The sequence below is a fragment of the Sporosarcina sp. P16b genome (assembly GCF_002743065.1).
GTDB lineage: Bacteria > Bacillota > Bacilli > Bacillales_A > Planococcaceae > Sporosarcina.
In genome coordinates, this window is the sequence record NZ_PDYO01000003.1 from 209300 (window position 1) to 227246 (window position 17947).

Annotated in this window: 17 protein-coding genes and 2 pseudogenes; 17 read left to right on the forward strand and 2 right to left on the reverse strand. The window is 43.2% G+C overall.

Annotated elements, in window-relative coordinates:
- The first annotated feature begins 89 nt into the window (after positions 1-89).
- From aspA to CSV77_RS06670, 16 genes and pseudogenes are all read left to right on the forward strand, one after another.
- Positions 90-1535, forward strand: coding sequence for an aspartate ammonia-lyase (gene aspA, locus CSV77_RS06600; protein ID WP_099631126.1), 1446 nt, complete (start codon positions 90-92; stop codon positions 1533-1535).
- A 363-nt stretch (positions 1536-1898) separates the two neighbouring features.
- Entirely contained in the window at positions 1899-2189 is a 291-nt protein-coding gene (locus tag CSV77_RS06605; protein ID WP_099672783.1) for a late competence development ComFB family protein, read from the forward strand.
- Between the two features lie 66 nt (positions 2190-2255).
- Positions 2256-2453 (forward strand): hypothetical protein, encoded by a 198-nt coding sequence (locus tag CSV77_RS16755; protein ID WP_144034664.1) that lies wholly within the window; start codon positions 2256-2258, stop codon positions 2451-2453.
- Between the two features lie 492 nt (positions 2454-2945).
- Positions 2946-3794 (forward strand): DegV family protein, encoded by an 849-nt coding sequence (locus tag CSV77_RS06610; protein ID WP_099672784.1) that lies wholly within the window; start codon positions 2946-2948, stop codon positions 3792-3794.
- Positions 3795-3808: 14 nt separating this feature from the next.
- Positions 3809-5179: an ATP-dependent helicase ComFA gene (locus tag CSV77_RS06615; protein WP_199203712.1), complete on the forward strand. Its 1371-nt coding sequence runs from the start codon at positions 3809-3811 to the stop codon at positions 5177-5179.
- Complete coding sequence (locus CSV77_RS06620) at positions 5176-5790, forward strand: ComF family protein (protein WP_099672785.1); 615 nt, start codon at positions 5176-5178, stop codon at positions 5788-5790. Before CSV77_RS06615 ends, CSV77_RS06620 begins: the two co-directional genes overlap by 4 nt.
- Positions 5791-5795: 5 nt before the next feature.
- Positions 5796-6212 carry a TIGR03826 family flagellar region protein gene (locus CSV77_RS06625; protein ID WP_099672813.1) on the forward strand — a complete coding sequence of 139 codons (417 nt, stop codon included), beginning with the start codon at positions 5796-5798 and terminating at the stop codon, positions 6210-6212.
- 127 nt (positions 6213-6339) lie between these two features.
- The gene (gene flgM, locus CSV77_RS06630) at positions 6340-6606 is read left to right on the forward strand and encodes a flagellar biosynthesis anti-sigma factor FlgM (RefSeq protein WP_099672786.1); all 267 of its coding nucleotides are present in this window, start codon (positions 6340-6342) and stop codon (positions 6604-6606) included.
- 17 nt (positions 6607-6623) lie between these two features.
- The gene (locus CSV77_RS06635) at positions 6624-7130 is read left to right on the forward strand and encodes a flagellar protein FlgN (protein WP_099672787.1); all 507 of its coding nucleotides are present in this window, start codon (positions 6624-6626) and stop codon (positions 7128-7130) included.
- 12 nt (positions 7131-7142) lie between these two features.
- Positions 7143-8687, forward strand: coding sequence for a flagellar hook-associated protein FlgK (gene flgK / locus CSV77_RS06640; RefSeq protein WP_099672788.1), 1545 nt, complete (start codon positions 7143-7145; stop codon positions 8685-8687).
- 16 nt (positions 8688-8703) lie between these two features.
- Positions 8704-9579, forward strand: a complete 876-nt coding sequence (gene flgL, locus CSV77_RS06645; RefSeq protein ID WP_099672789.1) for a flagellar hook-associated protein FlgL — start codon at positions 8704-8706, stop codon at positions 9577-9579.
- Positions 9580-9644: 65 nt separating this feature from the next.
- On the forward strand, positions 9645-10196 hold the full coding sequence (locus CSV77_RS06650) for a DUF6470 family protein (protein ID WP_099672790.1): 552 nt from the start codon (positions 9645-9647) through the stop codon (positions 10194-10196).
- A 54-nt stretch (positions 10197-10250) separates the two neighbouring features.
- Positions 10251-10736, forward strand: coding sequence for a flagellar assembly protein FliW (gene fliW, locus CSV77_RS06655; RefSeq protein ID WP_099672791.1), 486 nt, complete (start codon positions 10251-10253; stop codon positions 10734-10736).
- A 1-nt stretch (position 10737) separates the two neighbouring features.
- On the forward strand, positions 10738-10959 hold the full coding sequence (csrA, locus tag CSV77_RS06660) for a carbon storage regulator CsrA (protein WP_099672792.1): 222 nt from the start codon (positions 10738-10740) through the stop codon (positions 10957-10959).
- Positions 10960-11173: 214 nt separating this feature from the next.
- Positions 11174-11923 (forward strand): flagellin N-terminal helical domain-containing protein, encoded by a 750-nt coding sequence (locus tag CSV77_RS06665; protein WP_099672793.1) that lies wholly within the window; start codon positions 11174-11176, stop codon positions 11921-11923.
- Positions 11924-12264: 341 nt separating this feature from the next.
- A pseudogene (locus CSV77_RS06670) lies at positions 12265-12378 on the forward strand (flagellin); the annotation flags it as partial.
- 421 nt (positions 12379-12799) lie between these two features.
- Here the strand turns inward: CSV77_RS06670 and CSV77_RS06675 are convergent.
- Positions 12800-14713 carry a hypothetical protein gene (locus tag CSV77_RS06675; RefSeq protein WP_099672794.1) on the reverse strand — a complete coding sequence of 638 codons (1914 nt, stop codon included), beginning with the start codon at positions 14711-14713 and terminating at the stop codon, positions 12800-12802.
- Positions 14714-15147: 434 nt separating this feature from the next.
- Positions 15148-15603, reverse strand: coding sequence for a hypothetical protein (locus tag CSV77_RS06680; protein WP_099672795.1), 456 nt, complete (start codon positions 15601-15603; stop codon positions 15148-15150).
- Between the two features lie 650 nt (positions 15604-16253).
- On the opposite strand from CSV77_RS06680, the pseudogene CSV77_RS06685 reads away from it, so the two are divergent.
- Positions 16254-17947, forward strand: a pseudogene (locus tag CSV77_RS06685) (hypothetical protein); the annotation flags it as partial.

Consider the following 17947-nt stretch of genomic DNA (forward strand, 5'->3'; position numbering starts at 1 on the left):
GTATGCCTAAACGGCTATACATGAGAAATATTGTGTGTATAATGATAGACGAATTAAACTTATAAAAACTACTTGAGAAGAGGTTCTGCATGATGGAAGAACAATTACTGTACAGAATAGAGTCGGATTTTATCGGAGAAAAGAAGGTGCCGCAAGACGCGTATTACGGTATACAAACACTACGCGCAGCGGAAAACTTCCCTATCACAGGCTACCGCGTCAATAGCGACTTGATCCGTGCGATCGCAATCGTCAAAAAATCTGCAGCACAAGCTAACCGTGACATCGGTCAATTGGACGCGAACATTGCAGAAGCAATCATCCAGGCGTCTGAAGAAGTGATCAATGGCGCATTGCGCGATCAGTTCCTCGTGGATCCAATCCAAGGTGGAGCAGGAACGTCAGTGAATATGAACGCAAACGAAGTCATCGCCAACCGTGCACTCGAAATTCTCGGTCACAAAAAAGGTGAATACGACATCATTAGCCCAAATACGCATGTCAACATGGCACAGTCGACAAATGATGCATTCCCGACTGCGATCCATATCGCCACACTAATGAAAGTAGATAAGCTACTTGGCGTGATGGAATCCCTTCATAAAACATACTTGAAAAAATCCATTGAATTCCAATCAGTCTTGAAAATGGGCCGTACACACTTACAAGACGCTGTTCCAATTCGTCTTGGACAGGAATTTGAAGCATACGCAATGGTGTTACGTCGCGACATTGAACGCGTTCGTGTATCACGCGTCTACTTGTACGAAATCAATATGGGCGCAACAGCTGTCGGAACAGGCTTGAATGCTGATCCACTCTATATTAAAAAAGTGGCGAGCTACCTGTCAGAAAACAGTGGTTTTGAATTAAAGTCTTCCACACACTTAGTGGACGCCACACAAAATACGGATTCGTACGTGCAAGTATCCGCAGCACTACGCGGCACGATGCTGAACCAGTCTAAAATCTGTAATGACTTGCGTTTGATGGCATCGGGTCCACGTACAGGTCTATCTGAAATTGCATTACCTGCAAGACAGCCAGGATCATCTATCATGCCAGGAAAAGTGAATCCGGTTATGGCAGAAGTCATGAATCAAGTGTCGTTCCAAGTAGTGGGTAACGATATGACGATTGCGTTGGCATCGGAAGCGGGGCAGTTCGAATTGAACGTCATGGAGCCAGTGCTGGTGTTCAACTTGCTACAGTCACTGAAAATCATGACCAACGTATTCGGTGCATTCCGCGATTATTGTTTAGATGGAATCACGGCAAACGTCGAGCACTTGTCGGAGTATGTGGAGAAGAGTATTGGGATTATCACGGCAATCAATCCGCACGTTGGGTACGAAGTGGCGTCTGAGATTGCGAAAGAAGCGTTGCTAACGAACAAGTCGATCCGTGAAATTTGTATCGAGAGAAATATCTTGTCGACAGAAGAGTTGGATACGATTTTGCATCCATTCGAGATGACAAAGCCTGGTATTTCGGGTAAAGAGTTGTTGAAGAAGAAAATTATTCTTTCTAAGTAAGGCTGGGATTGTGGTTCTGGGAATGGGGCTCCAGACGTGACGCTTTCCTGCGGGCATGGCTTGAGCTTCCTCGTCCGCTTCGCTACCTGCGGGATCTCAAGGCTCATGCTCATAACGCTTCGCTTTTAATCGCAGAAGTAATTGCTATTCCCGCGGGAGTCGCCCGTCTTACGCCCCATTCCCTAGGTGGATAGCTGAAGACACTCATTGAATGTACTAGAATTTTTCGTGCTAGGCTTAGTATAGAGAAATTTAGGGCTAGTGAACTACACATTGAAATCAACGTTGAGTATGTGCAGTCTCTACTTATCTCATGTCACCAATCCGTAAACCCTGCGTAGTGACGCAAAGGAGTATTCGACTATGAAAGTGCATAATATTATGGAAGTCGTGGAACGCGACGTGATATCCAAATATAAAGACGAGTTGAATTTGCCGTGTACATGCGAACATTGCTTGAACGACGTACTCGCGATGACGTTGAATAATGTAAAACCTCAATATGTCGTTGATGAAGCAAACAGTGCGTACATCCGTGCCGTCCACGAAGCCGACCGTCAAGGGGCCACTGCCATCTTGACGAAAGTCGCGTGGGCTGCGGGAATCGTTGGGAAAAACCCACGATGTGATAATATGAAAAACCCTTCCGAGTGATTCGGAAGGGTTTTTTTATTGAAATACTCATGCTGTTGGATGGATTTGTTGTTTATGGGGGTGACGGTGGCTGGGTCGGGCCGCGCCGCGCTCATAGATGGCCGAGATCCGCTCTATCCAGCTCGGTTACCGCTCTATGAAGTGAGTTTTCCGCTCTATCATTCCGATCGAACGCTCTATCCAACCATTTATCCGCTCAATGAAGACGTTTATCCGCTCTATCGACCACGCTGTGAAGCCCGAACTATCTCACATGATCCCTGAAAACACTTGCTTCACTAAAAAAAGGGGCGGTGGCTGAGCCGCGCTCATAGTTGGGCGAGATCCGCTCTATCCAGCTCGGTTACCGCTCTATGTAGCGTGTTACCCGCTCATACTATGCTGTGAGCGCTCTATCCAATCATTTAACTGCTCAATGAAGACGTTTATCCGCTCTATAGACCACGCTGTGAAGCCCGAACTATCTCACATGATCCCTGAAAACACTTGCTTCACTAAAAAAAGGGGCGGTGGCTGAGCCGCGCTCATAGTTGGTCGAGATCCGCTCTATCCAGCTTGTTTGCCGCCCTATGTAGCGTGTTATCCGCTCATACTTTACTGTGGGCGCTCTATCCAACCACTTAACCGCTCTATGAAGACATTCATCCGCTCTATCCCCTATCCCCCCATATCCCGCAATTCATCCTCACCAATCACCTCTTCACAGATGCCAACTCCACCAATTTCAGGTAGAATAAGTTACAGGAGTTGATCATATTGAAAACAGCGATTGTGACAGACACGACGGCGTATTTGCCGGATGACATAAAAGCAGAACTCGGGATTCACACGATCCCGTTACTCGTAACGATCGACGGCAAAGAATTCAAAGAAGATGCCGACATTACGACCGAAGAATTCTATGAAATGGTACGCGGCAAGGGCCCGCTACCGAAGACCTCACAACCCGCAATCGGTGACTTCGAAGCGCTATTTAGCGAACTGGCAAAAGACTATGATGCGGTCATTACGATCCACTTATCGAGCGGCATTAGCGGAACGTATATGGGCGCGTTACAGGCTGCCGAGCTCGTGCCGGAACTCGAAGTGCTGGCGTTTGATTCGGAAGTTTCAGCCTATCCCCAAGGCTTTTACGCGATCCGTGCAGCACAGCTTGCGAATGAAGGCGTACATCCGCGGGCGATCATGGAAGAATTAAAAGACATGCAGAAAGACGTCAAGGCCTATTTCATGGTGGACGACTTATCGCATCTGCAACGTGGCGGTCGTTTATCCGGTGCACAAGCGCTAGTTGGCGGATTGTTGCAAGTGAAACCGGTTTTGCATTTCGTAGACAAAGTCATCGTGCCGTTCGAAAAAATCCGTACGTCTAGAAAAGCGATGAAACGTATTTCGGACTTGCTGTCGGAAGATGCGAAAAATCAATTGCTCGACGCAGTAGTGATCCATGCGAATCGCTATGACGACGCAGTAGAATGGAAGAAACAATTAGAAGAAAAACATCCGAACGTCGATTTCACGATCAGCCACTTTGGTCCGGTGATCGGCACGCATCTTGGTGAAGGGGCCATGGGACTCGGTTGGGTGAAACGACGCGGAACCTGAACAGGGGGAACTGCATGTCCGAACGAGACCAACTTAAGCAATTTTTGGCGGGCCGCATTTGGTTGCGTCATCTTTTGCCATTCTCGGAAGAAGTCGTTGATGAAGCGATTCGTCAAGGCGATATTCATATAGAACCAGGTGTTACTACAAAAAAGACGTGGCATGGTACACACTATGCTTGCCAGCGTTGCCATAATGAAAATCAAGCGCGTTTTACCGTCTTCCCATGCGCTCAATGCGAAGCACCTTGCGCCTACTGTAGAAATTGTCTCAACATGGGACGGGTGTCGTGTTGTTCAAATTTACTCACGTGGACAGGCACACCACCGACTTTCCCGACAAGCCACCGTATGAACTGGCAAGGGAATTTGACGCCTTCTCAGCAGAAAGCAACGAGTGAATTGTTGGAAAGTACGAAACAAGGCATATCTCATTTACTTTACGCAGTGTGCGGATCGGGCAAGACGGAAATGCTGTTTCAACCGATTCATTTTGTATTACAAGAAGGCAAGCGAGTTTGTCTGGCGGCGCCTCGTGTGGACGTCATCTTAGAACTATTGCCGCGGTTAACGACTGCTTTTCCTGATACGAAAGTAGAAGCGTTATATGGCGGGGCAGAAGTAGAACACTTTGACGCACAGCTAATCCTTGCGACGACTCATCAGCTCTATCGTTTTCATGAGGCGTTCGATGCGGTCTTTGTGGACGAAGCGGATGCTTTTCCTTATACAGCGGATGAAACGTTGCAGCAAGCCGTCAGGAAAGCAGCGAAACCGAACGCACCGATTCATTTCGTGACGGCAACGCCTTCTAGTCAGTTGCTTGCTATGAATAAAAAGCAAGGCAATATTTCGGTCCTCGCACGTCGCTATCATGGTCAGCCGTTACCGGTACCGCGAAGCGTTGCGCTATGGAATTACGAGAAACAGCTGAAAAAGAAGCGGATTCCAGCGAAATTACTGCGCTGGACAACCGAATGTCTTGCTAAACAGCAACCGTTTCTTATCTTCTTTCATCAGATTGAACTGATGGAAATCGCAGAACCGTTATTCCAGAAACTCGATGAGCGAATTTGTGCAGTCCATGCGGAACATGAAGACCGCAAAGAGCGGGTGCAGTTACTGAGACAAGAAGCAGTCCCTGGATTGCTGACGACTACGATCCTTGAGAGAGGCATTACCATTCCGAATGTGCAAGTGGCGGTTGTTGGAGCGGAGCAAACGATTTTCAATAAAGGCGCACTCATCCAAATCGGTGGGCGAGTGGGGCGCTCTGTGCCGAACACGTCAGGCGACTTCGTACTGTTTCATCAAGGCATCACATATGCTATGGACGAAGCGAAGCGAGAAATTCGCAAGCTAAATAACACAGAGGTGCCGCAATGACGTGCTTACTATGCGATAAACCACTGCACGACCAGCCCACTTGGCAACACTTCCTCGGTATTCAAAAAGACACTTCCGCCTGTCCAATCTGTCTGGAAAAATTCGAACGGATCGATAGTAGTTTACAAGACGATGTACTTGATTCTGTTCATTCCCTCTATGCATATAATGAAGCAGCAAGAGAGTACTTGCATCAGTTCAAGTTCATGCAAGACGTCGCGCTCGCACAAATCTTTGCGCCCACACTACGTAACGTACTAAACGATGCCAAAAAGATCGTCGTACCGATCCCGATGCATCCTCTCAATAAAAAGAAACGAACCTTTTCGCAAGTGGATGCGTTACTAGAAGCGGCGAATATTTCGTATCAATCAGTACTTGAAAAAACAACGGAATCCGTCATGGGTGAAAAATCTCGCAGCGAACGTCTCGCAATGACTGAACTATTCCACGTACCAGCCGATATACCTTATAATGAAGCAGTGTACGTGCTCGTTGATGATATTTATACGACCGGCACCACATTGCGTCACGCCGCGGAAGCGTTGAAACAGCGCGGCGTACACCGAGTGGAAGCAGTGACGTTATTTAGACCTATTAGAGAGAAGTGATGGAGATGGCGGAAGTTAGAAATTGTCCGACATGTGGCAGTATGTTTAATTACACAGGACTTCGGGACGTATGTGGCACGTGCGCGCAAGCGGAAGAGGAAATGTATGAAACAGTCTATCGATTTTTACGTAAACGAGAGAACCGAGCAGCGAATATCGAGCGAATTGTGGAAGTAACAGGCGTGACACAGGAATTACTGCATCGCTGGGTTCGTAAAGGAAGACTGCAACCCGCATTGTTCCCGAACCTCGGCTATCCGTGTGATAAATGTGGCGCATTAACATCGACAGGTAAGATCTGCGCCAAATGTACGGATGAGATTCAATCCAATTTAAGAACATTTGACGCGGCGCAAGAGCTTCGTGAAGCGATCAAAGCACAAGATAGAGGCACATACTACACGCAAAAAGACGGTAGATGATGAAATACGAAACGAGCAGTTCGTACTGCTCGTTTTTTCGTACAAAAGCCTCTAAAAACTTCATGAAATCTGCCGAAGTAAAGAGTAGGACCCAAATCCAACATAAGAATCGAAAGGAGCGAGACGTATGAAAATAGAAGGATTTAAACCACAAGCCGTCAACCCGTACCGCAATCAACAAATGAAAGTCGATCAAACGAAGCAAGCAGCACAAGTGAAAACGGATAAGCTCGAGATTTCATCAGAGGCAAAAAAGTTATCCGCAACTTCACCGATTGAATCGGTAAGACAACAACGTGTACAGGAATTAAAAGCGCAAGTGCAATCTGGAGAATATCAAGTAGATGCGAGCAAACTCGCTTCCACTATGCTGTCGTATTTCAATAAGCTATAAGGAAAGTAGGGTTCCACATGTCCATTGAACCAATTTTGACAACGCTCAATCACCTGGAAAAACTGCATACGAGCTTGCTCCGTCTGTCGAACGATAAGACCGCATTGCTAAAAAGCGGCGACGTCGACGGGATTGACCAGCTGTTGAAGGAGGAGCAAGCTCACTTAGCAGCTATTATGCAAATGGACCAAAAGCGTCTACAGCAAGTGAAGCAGTATATCGCCGCACAAGGACGTGCAATACCTGCTGAACCGACGATGACGCAATTAATCGAACTAGCAAACATTCCGGACAAAGAACAGTTAGCAGAGGCGAGGGACCGTCTCCTGCATGCGATTCATGAGTTGAAACAGCAGAATGAACTCAATCAGCAACTGACCTATCAATCTCTTCAATTTGTGAATCTATCGCTGGACATGGTCCGTCCGCGTCCGGAAACCGTCAACTATTCGAAAAACGAAGTACAAGGGCAGTCACAAAGCGGAGCCAAAACCAAGCTCTCCTCATTCGACTCCCAAGCTTAAGGAGGACACAACATGCGCTCGACATTCATGGGACTAGAAACTAGCAAACGCGGATTGTACACACAGCAATCCGCTCTTTATACGACAGGGCATAATATTGGGAACGCGAACACACCCGGTTACTCACGCCAGCGTGTCAACATGCAGGCTACGTCTGGTTTTCCAGGCGTTGGACTGAACGCGGGAACGGTTCCAGGATTTCTCGGGACAGGTGTAGAAGCGGGGAGCATTCAGCGGATTCGTGATTCATTTGTCGATCATCAGTTTCGTAGTGAATCAACGAAACTTGGGTACTGGGAATCGCGTACGAATGCCATTGCACAAATGGAAGACGCGATAGGCGAACCTTCCGAGTATGGCTTGCAGCAATCAATGAGCGACTTCTGGCAATCATTGCAGACGCTTGCGACGAGTCCAGAAAACGGCGGGGCGCGTGCGGTCGTTGTGGAGCGTGGGGTGGCGGTAGCTGACTCGTTTAACTATATTCACAAGTCTGTTTCTGAAATTAAAGGAAATCTAGGCGACCAAATTGACTTTAGTACAAATGATATTAACTCGTTGCTAACTCAAATTGGAGAATTAAACAAACAAATCGCCAATGTGGAACCAAATGGGTACTTGCCAAACGATCTCTATGATACGCGTGACGGTTTACTGGACAAGTTGTCTAGTTATGTACCGATTGAAACGAGTTATGAGAAATCGGGCGGACGTGCGCTTGCTATTGCAGAGGGTACCGTGACGATTAAAATTAAAACGACTACAACTGCGGCGATTACTGTTGTGAAAGGCGGAGAAAGTTCCAAGATTTCAATAAATACATCTGGAACAGGTAAATTTCCAGATGCAATAGATGACTTTCACATTTCAGGTAAACCAGCTGTAAACGATCCAGATAAAGTAATTGCCTTAGAAATAGACAATATGCCAAAGACTGGTGAATTGCGATCACTTGTAGACTCTTACGGTTATAACACACCATCTGGCGTAAAAGGTTTATATCCAGAGATGATGGCGAAATTAGATGAAATGGCGAATGCATTTGCAAAAGCATTTAATACAGTACATGAAGGCGGAACGGACTTAAAAGGCGATAAAGGCGTTCCATTCTTTGTTAATGCTGATAGTGAAGGGAAATTTACTGCAAGTACAATTGCCGTAGATGACGCATTCAGAAAAGATCCAAATAAACTGGCAGCATCGACCTCAACAACTGGCGCTGAAGTAGGTAATGGACAAAATGCTAAAAACCTCGGTGATGTATTCTTTGATAAAGAGGTAGGACTGGATGGTTCAAGCGTTCAAGGTTTTTATGCGCAAGTAATTGGCCAACTTGGAGTCGAAGGGCAACAAGCAATCAAAATGACGGAAAGCTCAGGTGTTTTACTATTAGCGGTATCGAACCGTCGTGACTCCATCAGCTCCGTCTCACTCGATGAAGAAATGACTGACATGATCCGCTTCCAGCAAGCATACAACGCATCTGCCCGCATGATCACCGTGATGGACGAAGCACTCGACAAAATCATTAACGGAATGGGTACAGTCGGCAGATAATTAAGGAGGAATTCTCATGCGCGTAACACAATCGATGCTATCGCAAAACATGCTGCGGAACTTATCAAGCAGCTATAATAATATGGGAAAACTACAAGAACAATTGAATACAGGGAAAAAAGTCAATCGCCCATCCGATAATCCCGTAGTCGTCATGAAAGGCATGGGCTACGGCATGCAAGTGAACAAAGTGGAGCAATACCAAAAGAATATGGGCGAAGTGAATAACTGGCTGGATAGTTCGGATGATGCGCTGGATGGGGTAGGACAAGTATTGCATCGAATGAAAGAACTGGCTACAAATGCTGCAAATACCGGTACGATGACAGAGACAGACCGGAAAGCGATTGGAACAGAAATGAATCAGTTGCGTGAACACTTACGTGATGTCGCCAATACCAAAGTAGGCGACAAGCATATATTCAGCGGCAGTATGACGGATCAACCACTGTTTAATAAAGAAACGGGTTTGTTTGAAGATGGGGATTCTTTTTCTAAACATGTAGAAATCGAAGTATTCGACGGCATAAACTTACGAGTCAGTACAGATGTAAGTAAAATGTTTAAAGAGATTGATGATATGTTTGGAGAAGTTGAGGGTATGATTGCGACGGGAGAAGGCTTCAGTGGCTTAATCACTTCTATTGACAGCAAGTTGGATTCTGTATTATCTAAACGTGCAGACATTGGTGCCCGTTCCAATCGTGCAGAACTCATGCATAATCGCTTGGAAATGCAAGAAGGTGCTGCGAAGAAGCAACGTTCTCAAAACGAAGACGTAGATTATGAAAAAACGATTACGGACTTGATTACATCAGAATCGATCCATCGTGCAACATTGTCAGTTGGCGCTAGAATTATGCAGCCTTCTTTAATGGATTTCCTACGCTAAAAGATGTGGCGGACACTAAGCAAGTGTCCGCTATTTTTATATAAGAAAGTAAGGGAGTGATTGACGTGAACATTCCACAGCTTCAAATCCAAACGACGCCGGCCAAGATTGATATGCAAGTGACGGAACCTGTTCAAGAAATCCAGCAACCGAAAGCGACGCTGAGTATTGAACAACCAGCAGCCATTTTAGAAATATCAACAACCCGACCGCAACTATCACTCGACACAACAGAGAATCGTGCCGACATCGATTTGAAAAGTGTGTTTCGTCGTACGGCTGAAAATGCACAATACGGCATGCGAAAAATGCAAGAAGGAGCAGCTCGTCGGGCGCAAGAAGGCCAGCAGCTCATGAAAATTGAAAACGGTTCAACGATAGCAGATATCGTGAAACAAAATACGGAGAAACCGATGGCTGAACTTCAAGTGAAATTCGTAGGCGACCGTACCAAAATCAAAATGAGTTTTTCTGAAGGTTCATTGGATATCAACATAACTCCACAAAAGCCGAAAATCGATGCGCAAATAAATAAACCAATCCATAATTACACACCAGGGAAAGTATCTGTAGAGATGCAACAGTACGGATCAATACAAATTGATTGGAAAGTTTAATAAAAAGAATGATGAGTAGTAAACTAGCAAAACGTTGAAAAGGAGAGATACCTAGTGACACAACCACTAAAAGAAATTACAACAAAGTTCCACGGTAAAATAGAAGTAGATTTATCGAAAGCATGGCACTTCCCAAGAGGACTTCCCGGATTTGAAGAGGAAGAAGAATTCGTCATATTGCCGATCGGAGAGAATGAACAATTTCAAGTATTGCAGTCTACGAATGAAACAGCTGTCGCATTCGTTGTAGCGAATCCATATAAAATTGTAGAAGAGTATGATTTTAAAATAGATGATCCAACAGTTGATTTACTGGAAGTGAAAAGTCCAGAAGATTTGATGGTACTCGGTATTGTCTTCATTAAAGAACCATTTGAAGAATCCACAATCAACTTACAAGCACCTTTACTGTTCCACACAAACAACAGAAAAGCCAAACAAATGGTACTGAATGATAAGCGCTATCTTATCAAACATCCAATCGATGAAAAGAAATCGGATGAAATGAAAGTAAAAACAACTAGCGGAAAGAGTGAATAATATGTTAGTACTCTCACGCAAAGCGGGCGATACGATCAAAATCGCAGATAATATAGAAGTGAAAATTTTGGAAGTGAAAGGCGATACGGTAAGGGTTGGAATTGAAGCACCTAAATCCGTGGATATTGTACGGGGGGAACTGATTCAGTCTATTAAAGAAACTAATGCCGAATCATTAACGTTGGATATTGACTGGTACAAAAACTTAAAAGATAAAAAATGAATTGTAAATAGATAATCAAAAAGTGAGTGCAAGACACGTGATCTCCACATTTCAAATAAATAGAAAAGATTTCACTAAACTACTAAACACTCTAGTCACCCATCCGATACTAGTAGTGTAAGCGGCAGAGAGCGTCCGGCCGGCACTCAAAACCGTAAAACAAATAAGGGACACAAGGACGTGTACCCAACAAACACTCAAGGAGGAAAATACAATGATTATCAATCACAACATGGCAGCAATGAACACTCACCGTCAACTAGGTTCAAACAACGCAGCAGCAGCTAACAACATCGAGAAGTTATCTTCTGGTCTAAAGATCAACCGTGCAGGAGACGATGCAGCAGGTTTAGCAATCTCTGAGAAAATGCGTGGACAGATTCGTGGATTGGATATGGCATCTAAAAACTCACAAGATGCAATTTCTTTGATTCAAACGGCTGAAGGTGCTTTAAATGAGACTCATGATATTTTGCAACGTATGCGTGAATTAGCAGTACAGTCATCTAATGATACAAATGACAATGATAATGATCGTGATGCTATCCAAAAAGAAGTTGATCAGTTAGCTAAAGAAATCACACGTATTTCTGAGACTACTCAATTCAATGGCAAAGTATTGATGGCAGGTGCTTATGATGCTGACCCATTGACTTTCCATATTGGTTCAGATAAAGATCAAAATATAGAATTAAATATTTCTAATATGGATGCAGCAACACTTCAAGTAGGTTCAGGAGATAGCAAAACTGGAACGGGAATAGATGTAACTTCACAAGGCGCGGCTAACGATGCAATAGATGTTATTAATGAGGCTATTAAAACGGTTTCAAAAGAGCGATCTAACCTAGGATCTACACAAAATCGTTTAGAGCATACGATAAATAACTTAAATACATCTTCTGAAAACTTAACAGCGGCGGAATCACGTATCCGCGACGTGGATTATGTCTTAGCTGCGTAAGCAGTAACAGACACAGTCGTCCTGACTGGTAACGGTCAGAGAGTACGACCGGGTGAATTGCTGGAAACCCCTGAAACTGTTCTTGCTACAACGTAACTGGAAACGGTCAGCGTGAACGCTTGAAAAAAGAATAGATTGGGCAATCAGCAGCCAAGCTCCTGTTTCGAAAGAGTGGAGAAGGTTCAACGACTAGGATAAACCATCTAAGGCAATAAGCTATGGTGATGAAATCCGTAGGAAACACAAGACTGAGTAGCTTGTGAATCCGAAGTGCCCGGCCCCTACCGAAAGAGGAGGGTGAAGATATAGTCTAGTCATTAGTGAAAGCTAATGTTCGCACGATGGCGAAAGAGATGATGGACTTTACAAAGAACAACATCTTAACTCAAGCAGCTCAAGCAATGCTTTCTCAATCGAATCAAATGCCGCAGGGAGTACTACAACTCTTACGGTAAGTGGTTCAGGGACGCCTATTCGGTAACGGATAGGACGCATAACTGGGTGAATTGCTGGAACCTCCTGAAGTCCACTTTCCGACAACGCAGCTGGAAACGGCAAACGTGAACGGTTGAAAAAAAGTGGAATTGGACAATCAGCAGCCAAGCTCCTGTGAGGAAACTCTGGAGAAGGTTCAACGACTAGGATATACCGTCTAAGGCAAATTGCTATGACGATGAAATCCGTAGGGCGTCATTTGACGTTCGAAGTGCCCAGCATCCTAGGTATTTAGGTGCAAGGATGGAGATATAGTCTGAGCCTATTAGAGACAATAGGACTACTCGCAAGCTAACCAACAACCTCAGGGTGTACTACAACTACTACGTTAATAGTGCCTATGAACCATGAAAAGAGACTTCTTTTAAGAAGTCTCTTTTTCTATAACAATTTTAGTTTACGTAGTTCACTAATTTTATAAACAACTGACCAGTAGCTTCTTCCAAGTTCGTCTGCTATTTGTTGATCAGTATTGCCAGATTGTTTCATACTTTTAAGAGTTTTAATTTCAACGGGCGTGTAAGCGCGCATTCGATTTCTAGAGCTGGTTATTAATTTGTAGTCAGAATACTTGCTACGCCATCTTTGTTTCTCGATATAGAAACGATAATGCCAGTTAGTTTTATAACCCATTGAAGGACAAGTAACAGTAACTCGCTCTATGTCCTGAAGGAACAATAACGTATCGGCAGTTCGGCTAGTTCGTAAATAATATCCATTACCACCCGGGAGTTTAGTAAGGGAAAACTCAGCATCAGTTAATTTTTTGATTTGTTCATTTAACAATGTCAATTCGTCAAAAGTGAAGCTTTGCAAATAAAGCGCTATATGCGGTGTGATATAAATTTTTTTGTAATTATGGTTTACCCGCGTGGTTAACAATAAAGATCCGTCGTCCATATATATAGTTGCCAAGCCATGAACGTCATTCAAATTAAAGATTTGGTTTTTAGGTAATAATTTAACTCTTGATATACCTTGAGCTTTATCGCTATAAAAGTTTGCTTCTAGATTGCTCCACAGATCATCGACTCGTGAACTAATAACATTACCTTTTTGATTGAAAGAAAGATACGGTGCTAGCTTCATGACCTTCCAAGCCCGATAGTCTTTTTGCTTAATAGAAAAGTGTTCACTATATGTGCTTCTAATCCCTTTAGATTTCGTAGGTATATGTGTCAGCATGCCATCTCCAATAATAGAACCAAGCATAATATTTTGCTGTGTAGTGGAAAGGTCATCCAATGTATTTAGTGGTCGCGGTGATATGCTATTCTGTTGATGAAAACATTCTTGCACAATTTCACCTAAAGTTAAACCTGTTGAGGATTGGATAGAACAAAGAATGTCTCGATTTTCTTCAGTAAGGTTCACTTGATAACGTTTGGATTCATTGTTCTCTTGCCTGGCATAGTTGAATCTTTGAAAGTTCTCTGTTGTTACTTTAATAGAGGAAGCGTATTGTCGAATCATTTGATTGATTTCTTCAGTAGGAGAGGGAATAGATATCTGATTGGGAAGCCGTATAGTTGTCCGTTTCGCAACGCATTTGCGAACTTCTACAATCTTAATTTTATAGGAGAACACAGGATGGATCCAAGGTGCAACCATACCTAGAAAGTATTTGATTTGCAGTTGGTCGTACAGAATAAGTCTTCGTTGACCGTCTATCGCAAACAGGAAATTAAATTTGATATTTACTACATATTGAAGTAACCGAAGCTCGTCCTCAGTCCATTGCTCGGTGGAGAGAATCAGTTTCTCCAGTGTACCGTTTTCTTTCACTTTCAAGTGACCGCATTCCTGGTACCACCACGCGAGTGTCTGAGCGGTCATATGCTGTTCAACAAACTCCAGAGGTATGCCTTTAGAGCCGTTCCGATACCAATCGCAGTATAATGCTTCAGCAGCAGCACAAGGAGCAGATTCAATGACTACGCGCTCTGTAAAGCCGAATTTACTCCGTGTATCCGTAGTTTGTTCTTTCTTTATAAGAAATTCTGATACATACAATTGTAACTGTTGATAGCAGGAATGAGCCCATTCACTGTGTTTAGTATTGAAAGTGAAACGGAAATACTTGTTGTTAGTTGCAGAAGAAATAATACGTCCACTGCCAAGCAGAAATGCGCAGAGTAGGCTGTTTGATTTTTCATTAGAAGAAGACAGTGAATCTATTTTCAGGTTGCTGTTCTTACAATTGGTAGTGTATTGTTCCTTTGCTGCTTTACCATCTTCCAGTAAAAAGCCGTAAGATCGTGAATTCGTAGAGTATATCAATTTTCCAATCGTCATAGTGATCCCTCCTACAAGATAAGAATGTATGTTCTTATTATATAATATTGGACGGTTAATAGCTAATTATAATCGTTTAATTGAACTGGTGTGCAAGTGTAAAGGGAGAGTAGTAAATGTAGGATAACTAAGAAGAACTGGAGCAGTTGAAAAACAACTAGAGCAGGTTAAACAGCAGGATCGGATATTAGAAGAGATAGGGAAGCGGTTGTTTAAGATGAGAGGATTGCGGAGTATCCCTCGAAGTATCGGCTTCGTGGGGAAATGGAAGCGGGAGTTGAAGAAGCAGATAGAAGAGCATAGGGCGGTGATTGAGTGCTTGCGGAATTATTTGTGATCTTAATCTTAATAGATTATTCTTACTTCAATATAATTAATAACAAATCAAAAAATCCTACAGGTAATGTGTAGGATCTAAGTGTTATTATTATTAGTTATATGCTTTCTGATACATCAAACAGCCTCGGAAAAAGTGTTTCCATTAAATACTGGAAATCGTCATATGCGTCATGCCGTAGTTGTAATTTTCTATCTCCAGAAAGCTGAGCAGCCTCGTTTTGGTATATACTAAGATTTTCCTCGTCTCCATCAGAAATGTCATTAATATAATCCATTTGAAATAATTCTTCATCAAAATTAACATACTCCATTATTGTTGAATCTGGATCTAGGGATACTATGATATTATTTAATAGGCTAGATTCGGGCTCATCGTTGATACTTTCCAAATTGTTTATCATATCTTCAAGCAACTCATCATCTATTCCAGGCATTTGCATGATAATAGGGTCATTATTTGTTGATCCGCAGCTATCAAGAACATCATAAGTATTCTCTCTAAGTAAGAAGTATAAAGATTGTAGTTCTGCCATTTCCTCGGATATTGCCATATTAACTACTCCCCCTTTTCCTATTTATATAGCTATATATAAATTGCTAGAAAAATCAACTTAATTTTCTAATACCTAAATATTGAATCTATCCGTACTCAATATCTGAGTAATGCTTTAAATAGTGATGCGCAACTATTCAGCTCCTTTTTTGATTTGTATAATTTAAAGTTGAAATCACTTGTGCATTGTTAACTATAGTGCGGATTCGTGAATTTCGAGTAGGAAGGCGTATAGAGGCCAGGAACCTTGCAGGAGTTTATAACAATATTGCGCCCGGCCAGCATCCCCAATTCGATACCTGAATTAAAATCTTGGCTTTCTATTTCCTTGTGTAGTCAGACAGCAGTCCCCGAATAATTATCCGCAAATCTGTGCGTGTAAACTAAATTCCACATTTACGACAATTGTATAAGTTGAAATAAATATTTTATATTCTGACACTAGTGGAATTTGTTATATATCTAATTATTATCAGCATATTTTATTTTTTTTCCATCTATAAATCTGTAAATTAGAACCGATATATCAATTAGTACAAAGGAAACCTTCCAAAATACCTATTCCTTATTGGCGATTAATATTTTAGAAGCTTGCTTTTGTTTAACAGATTGAGTCGGTAGAATACAATTTAAAAGGGGATAATTATTATGCAAAGTAAATCACAAAAGCTTTATTCTACTCTAATTGCATCAGCTTTAGTAACGGCAAGCGTAGTAGCACCAATCGGTAGTGTGAATGCAGCTACACAATCTTATATTGAGGTAAACAATAATGTAGGAGCGGCAGATACAGTAGTGTTTAAAGGTGTTGTAGCCAAAGATGTAGTGAAAGTTTATGATTCTAAAGGAGAAAAACTACTAGGTAGTGCCACTGCTACTAAAAATGGCGATTTGACTGTTTCTCTTAAAGCACAGTTTACGGAGGCAACAATTCAGGTAAGCCTAACTAATTATAACAAATTAGAGAGTAGTAAAATTATAGCGGATGTTCCGGATGAAACTGCTACTACGGCACCAGACGCTGAAATGATCACTGTAGCGAACAACGTGGGAATTGCAGATACAGTTACTGTGAAAGGGGTAGTGGCCAAAGACGTAGTGAAGGTGTATACGGAGGATGGAAAAACGTTACTCGGCTCCGCAGTCGCGTTAAAAGCAGGCGATGTCATCGTGAGCTTAAAAGCGCAGTTGATAGGCAAGAAAGTTCAAGTTAGCGTGACGAATGCCAACAGTCTAGAGAGTGAGAAGACCGAAGCAACAATTGTGGCTGAAAAAGAAACAGCTGCTCCAGAGGTCGACACAATCACTGTAGCGAATAATGTCGGGGTGGCTGATACGGTCACAGTGACAGGCTTGGCTATTAAAGACGTAGTAAAAGTGTACGCGGAAGATGGAAAAACATTACTTGGCTCAGCAGTCGCATTAAAAGCAGGCAATGTCATCGTGAGCTTAAAAGCGCAGTTGACAGGCGAGAAAGTTCAAGTTAGCGTGACGAATGACAACAGTCTAGAGAGTGAGAAGACCGAAGCTACAATTGTGGCTGAAAAAGAAACAGCTGCTCCAGAGGCTGATACAATCACGGTAGCGAACAATGTCGGCGTAGCCGATACGGTCACGGTAAAAGACTTAACTGCAAAAGATGTAGTAAAAGTTTATAAAATCGATGGCGTAACGTTACTAGGTACAGCTACCGCAGCGAAAGATGGAGAGATAGTTGTCAGCTTGAAAGCTCCACTGGACGAAGTGAAGGTTAAGGTCAGTGTAACGAACACAAATAGTAAAGAAAGTCCCCTAACGGAAGCAGAAGTAGCTGCAGAAGCGAAGACACCGGCACCGGAAGTGGGGACAATCACGGTAGCAAATAATGTCGGGGTAGCCGATACGGTCACAGTGACAGACTTGGCCATCAAAGACGTAGTGAAAGTGTACACGGAGGATGGAAAAACGTTACTAGGCTCAGCAGTCGCATTAAAAGCAGGCGATGTCGTCGTGAGCTTAAAAGCGCAGTTGACAGGAGAGATAGTTCAAGTCAGTGTGACGAATGCCAACAGTCTAGAGAGTGAGAAGACCGAAGCTACAATTGTCGCTGAGAAAGAAACAGCTGCTCCAGTCGCTGATACGATCACGGTAGCAAACAATGTAGGTATCGCTGATACCGTCACGGTGAAAGACTTGGCCATCAAAGACGTAGTGAAAGTGTACGCGGAGGATGGAAAAACGTTACTAGGCTCCGCAGTCGCGTTAAAAGCAGGTGATGTCGTCGTGAGCTTAAAAGCGCAGTTGACAGGCGAAAAAGTTCAAGTCAGTGTGACGAATGCCAATAGTCTAGAGAGTGAGAAGAC

Coding starts and splice junctions, on each gene's coding strand:
- flgL (WP_099672789.1), top strand. CDS start 8,704: ATGCGCGTAACACAATCGATGCTATCGCAAAACATGCTGCGGAACTTA.
- CSV77_RS06635 (WP_099672787.1), top strand. CDS start 6,624: ATGTCCATTGAACCAATTTTGACAACGCTCAATCACCTGGAAAAACTG.
- aspA (WP_099631126.1), top strand. CDS start 90: ATGATGGAAGAACAATTACTGTACAGAATAGAGTCGGATTTTATCGGA.
- flgM (WP_099672786.1), top strand. CDS start 6,340: ATGAAAATAGAAGGATTTAAACCACAAGCCGTCAACCCGTACCGCAAT.
- CSV77_RS06620 (WP_099672785.1), top strand. CDS start 5,176: ATGACGTGCTTACTATGCGATAAACCACTGCACGACCAGCCCACTTGG.
- CSV77_RS06605 (WP_099672783.1), top strand. CDS start 1,899: ATGAAAGTGCATAATATTATGGAAGTCGTGGAACGCGACGTGATATCC.
- csrA (WP_099672792.1), top strand. CDS start 10,738: ATGTTAGTACTCTCACGCAAAGCGGGCGATACGATCAAAATCGCAGAT.
- CSV77_RS06665 (WP_099672793.1), top strand. CDS start 11,174: ATGATTATCAATCACAACATGGCAGCAATGAACACTCACCGTCAACTA.
- CSV77_RS06680 (WP_099672795.1), bottom strand. CDS start 15,603: ATGGCAATATCCGAGGAAATGGCAGAACTACAATCTTTATACTTCTTA.
- flgK (WP_099672788.1), top strand. CDS start 7,143: ATGCGCTCGACATTCATGGGACTAGAAACTAGCAAACGCGGATTGTAC.
- CSV77_RS06675 (WP_099672794.1), bottom strand. CDS start 14,713: ATGACGATTGGAAAATTGATATACTCTACGAATTCACGATCTTACGGC.
- CSV77_RS06615 (WP_199203712.1), top strand. CDS start 3,809: ATGTCCGAACGAGACCAACTTAAGCAATTTTTGGCGGGCCGCATTTGG.
- CSV77_RS06625 (WP_099672813.1), top strand. CDS start 5,796: ATGGCGGAAGTTAGAAATTGTCCGACATGTGGCAGTATGTTTAATTAC.